This is a genomic window from Streptomyces spongiae (assembly GCF_009377185.1).
In the GTDB taxonomy this organism is placed as follows: Bacteria; Actinomycetota; Actinomycetes; order Streptomycetales; family Streptomycetaceae; genus Streptomyces; species Streptomyces spongiae.
This window is the reverse complement of sequence record NZ_VJZC01000822.1, coordinates 1-3,450: the sequence shown is the minus strand read 5'-3', so window position 1 is coordinate 3,450 and position 3,450 is coordinate 1. Positions and strand designations below refer to the sequence as shown.

At 73.8% G+C, this 3,450-nt stretch carries 1 protein-coding gene; it reads right to left on the bottom strand.

Translation table 11 applies throughout. The features are described from left to right. Positions 1-3,450 (bottom strand): type I polyketide synthase (locus tag FNH08_RS47310; RefSeq protein WP_152778083.1); only part of this gene is annotated, 3,450 nt, incomplete at both ends.

Here is a 3,450-nt window from a genome sequence, read left to right as displayed (position 1 = left end):
ACGAATCAAAACCCAGATCCCGGAACGACCGCGCATCATCGAGGCCGACCGGGCTCTCGTGACCCAGCACCAACGCCACCTGCACCCGCACCACATCCAGCAGCACCTCCCCCCGCTCCACCTCGTCGAGCGGCGCGAGCCGGCGGACCAGGTCGGACGCGCCGGTACCGCTGCTCGCCGTGCGGCGGCGAGGCCGTACGAGTCCGCGGAGGAGTACGGGGACCTCGGACCGTGACCGTGCCGCCCGCAGGTCCAGCGGGACGGGGAGCACCACGTCCGCACCGCATGCCAGGGCCGCGTCGAACAGGTTCAGGCCCTCTTCAGCGGACACCGGGTGGATGAGCTCGGACTCGTCGTGTGCTGTGGTGGGCCGTTCGGTCGCCATGCCCGCGCCGTCGAGCTGCCACGGCCCCCAGGCCAGGGAGACCGCGCGCAGTCCCTGGACCCGGCGGTGGGTGGCGAGCGCGTCGAGGTAGGCGTTGGCGGCGGCGTAGGCGGTCTGGCCTACAGGGCCAAAGGTGCCCGCCGCGGAGGAGACGAGGACGAACGTCTCGACGTCGGGGAGCAGTTCGTGCAGATGCCAGGCGGCGTCTGCCTTCGCTGCGAGTACGGCGTGCAGTCGCTCGGGGGTCAGGGTGTCGACGAGGCAGTCGTCCAGTACGCCCGCGGCATGGACCACGCCCCGGACCGACCGGCCCGCCAGCACACCCGCCAGCGCCCCACGGTCCGACACATCACACGCCACAACCTCGGCCTCGGCACCCAACTCACCCAGCTCGACGAGGAGTTCACCCACCCCCGGCGCGTCCGCTCCCCGCCGCGACAACAGCAGCAGCTCCCGCACCCCATGCACCCGCACCAGATGCCTGGCCACCACCGCACCCAGACCACCCGTACCACCGGTCACCACCACCGCACCCGGACCGGACCACTCCACCACGGCATCAACGGCGCCACCCGACTGAACGGCGCGCGCGAGACGGGGAACGGTCACGCGGCCGTCCGCGAGGGCGATCTCGCGTTCGCCGCATCCAAGGGCCCGGCGCAGCCGTGCCCCGTTCACGGGTTCGGTGCCGAGGACCAGCAGGCCGATGCTGCCGGGATGTTCGGACTCGGCGGCGCGCAGCAGGCCGCGGACCGCGGCGGTCGCGGGCCGGTCGTCGCTCAGGGTGACGACCAGGCGGGCGGCGCGGAGGCGCTCGTCGTGCCGCCAGCGCCGGACGACGTCGAGGACCCTGGTGGTGAGCGTGTGGAGTTCAGTGACAGGGTCCGTCTCGGCGGGGCCGGCCATGAGGGGGGCCAGGACGACGTCCGGCAGCGGTGCCGTGTCCGCGAGTTCGGTGAGGTCGGTGTAAAGCCGTACGGCCGCGCTGGTCGTGCCGCCGAGGGCGTCCTTGATCTCCTGGGCGGCCGGGGCGTCGTCGGGGCCGGCGAGCAGGGCGACCGGCCCCTCGTAAGGAGCTGTCTCGGGTGCCGGGATCCAGTCCACGCGGTACAACGTGCCGGCGGCCCCCGTGGGGCCGGGCCGGGAGGCGTCGAGGGGGCGGGTGGTGAGGGCCTCCACGGTCAGGACGGGGGCGCCCGTGGGGTCGGTGACGTCGATCGCGACGGTGTCCTCGCCCTGCGGGACGATGCGGGCGCGCACCTTGGTGGCTCCGGTGGCGTACAGGCCGACGCCTTCCCAGGCGAACGGCACGCTGAGGCGGCCGTCGCCTCCGTGGGCGACGGCGTGGAGCAGGGCGTCCAGCAGGACCGGGTGGAGGGCGAAACCCGCGGTGGAGTTCCCGGCGGGGAGTTCGGCCTCGGCGTAGAGTTCGCCGTCCCGGTGCCACAGGGAGCGCAGGCCGCGGAAGGCGGGTCCATAGGCGAGGCCGTGCTCGCCGAGGGTGTCGTAGCCGCCGTCGAGCGGGACTGGTTGGGCGCCGGCGGGAGGCCACTGCGTGGTGTCGAGGGCCGGGGGCGTCTCGGTTTGCGCGCTGGGGCTGATCCTGCCGGTGGCGTGCAGGGTCCAGGGGTGGTCGTCTTGGCCGTCGCGTCGGGCGTAGATGGTGACAGGGCGGTGGCCCGAGCTGTCGGGGCCGCCGACGAAGGTCTGGATCTGGACGGCGCTGTGCTCGGGCAGTTCGAGCGGAACCGGAAGGGCGAGTTCGGCCACGCGGTCGCAGCCGAACTCGTCGCCTGCGCGCAGGGCGAGTTCCACGAAGGCCGCACCGGGGAGGAGGACGCGGCCGTCGATGCGGTGGTCGGCCAGCCAGCGGTGGGTGGCGAGGGAGATGCGGCCGGAGAGCAGGGCGCCGTCGGAGTCGGCGAGGGACACGGCGGCCCCGAGCAGTCCGTGCTCGGCGGGAGCGAGACCGACGGCGCTCAGGTCTCCCGCGCCGCCGACGCCGGCGGCAGGCCAGTACCGACGGCGCTGGAAGGCGTAGGTGGGGAGCTCGAGCTGGTGGGCGGGGGTGCCGGCGAAGTAGCCCGACCAGTCGACCCGGGCGCCAGTGGTGTGCAGGGCGGCGAGAGCGGTGGTGAGGCCGGTGGTCTCGGGAGCGTCCTTGCGGAGGACGGCGAGGGCGACGCAGTCCTCGGGTGCCGACTCGGGGACCAGGCCGGTGAGGACACCGTCGGGTCCGAGTTCGAGGAAGGTGCGCACGCCCTGGTCGGCGAGGGTGCTTATGCCGTCGGCGAAGCGAACGGTCTCCCGGACGTGGCGGACCCAGTAGCCGGGGTCGCACAGGTCGTCGGGGGTGGCCAGGGCGCCGGTGAGGTTGGAGACGACCGGGATGCGCGGTGGGTGGAAGGTGATGCCGGTCAGGGCCTGTTCGAAGGCGGCCAGCATCGGGTCCATCAGCGGCGAGTGGAAGGCGTGCGATACCCGCAGGGCTGTGGTGCGGTGGCCGTCGGCGGCGAGTCGTGCGGCGGCCTCGGCCACGGCGTCGGCGGGGCCGGAGAGGACCACGGAGGCCGGACCGTTGACGGCGGCCACGGCGATGTCGGCGGTGAGGTAGGGGCGGACCCGTTCCTCGGAGGCGCGGACGGCCGTCATGGCCCCGCCCTCGGGGAGGTCCTCCATCAGCGAGGCGCGAGCGGTGACGAGGGCGCACGCGTCCGCGAGGGACAGGACACCGGCGACGTGGGCGGCGGCGACCTCACCGACGGAGTGCCCGGCCACGAAGTCGGGGCGCACGCCCCAGGATTCGAGGAGGCGGAAAAGCGCCACCTCCAGGGCGAACAGGGCGGGCTGGGCGGTACCGGTGTGGTGCAGGGCGGATTCCTCGGTGCCCCACATGGCGTCGCGCACGCCGGGCGGCAGCAAGGCGAGTACCTCGTCGAGGGCCGCCGCGAAGACGGGCTGGGTGCCGTACAGCTCGTGACCCATGCCGAGGCGTTGGGCGCCCTGTCCGGAGAAGAGGAAGGCGGTGGGTGTGTCGGTGGCGGTGTGCCTGAGCAGGCCGGGGG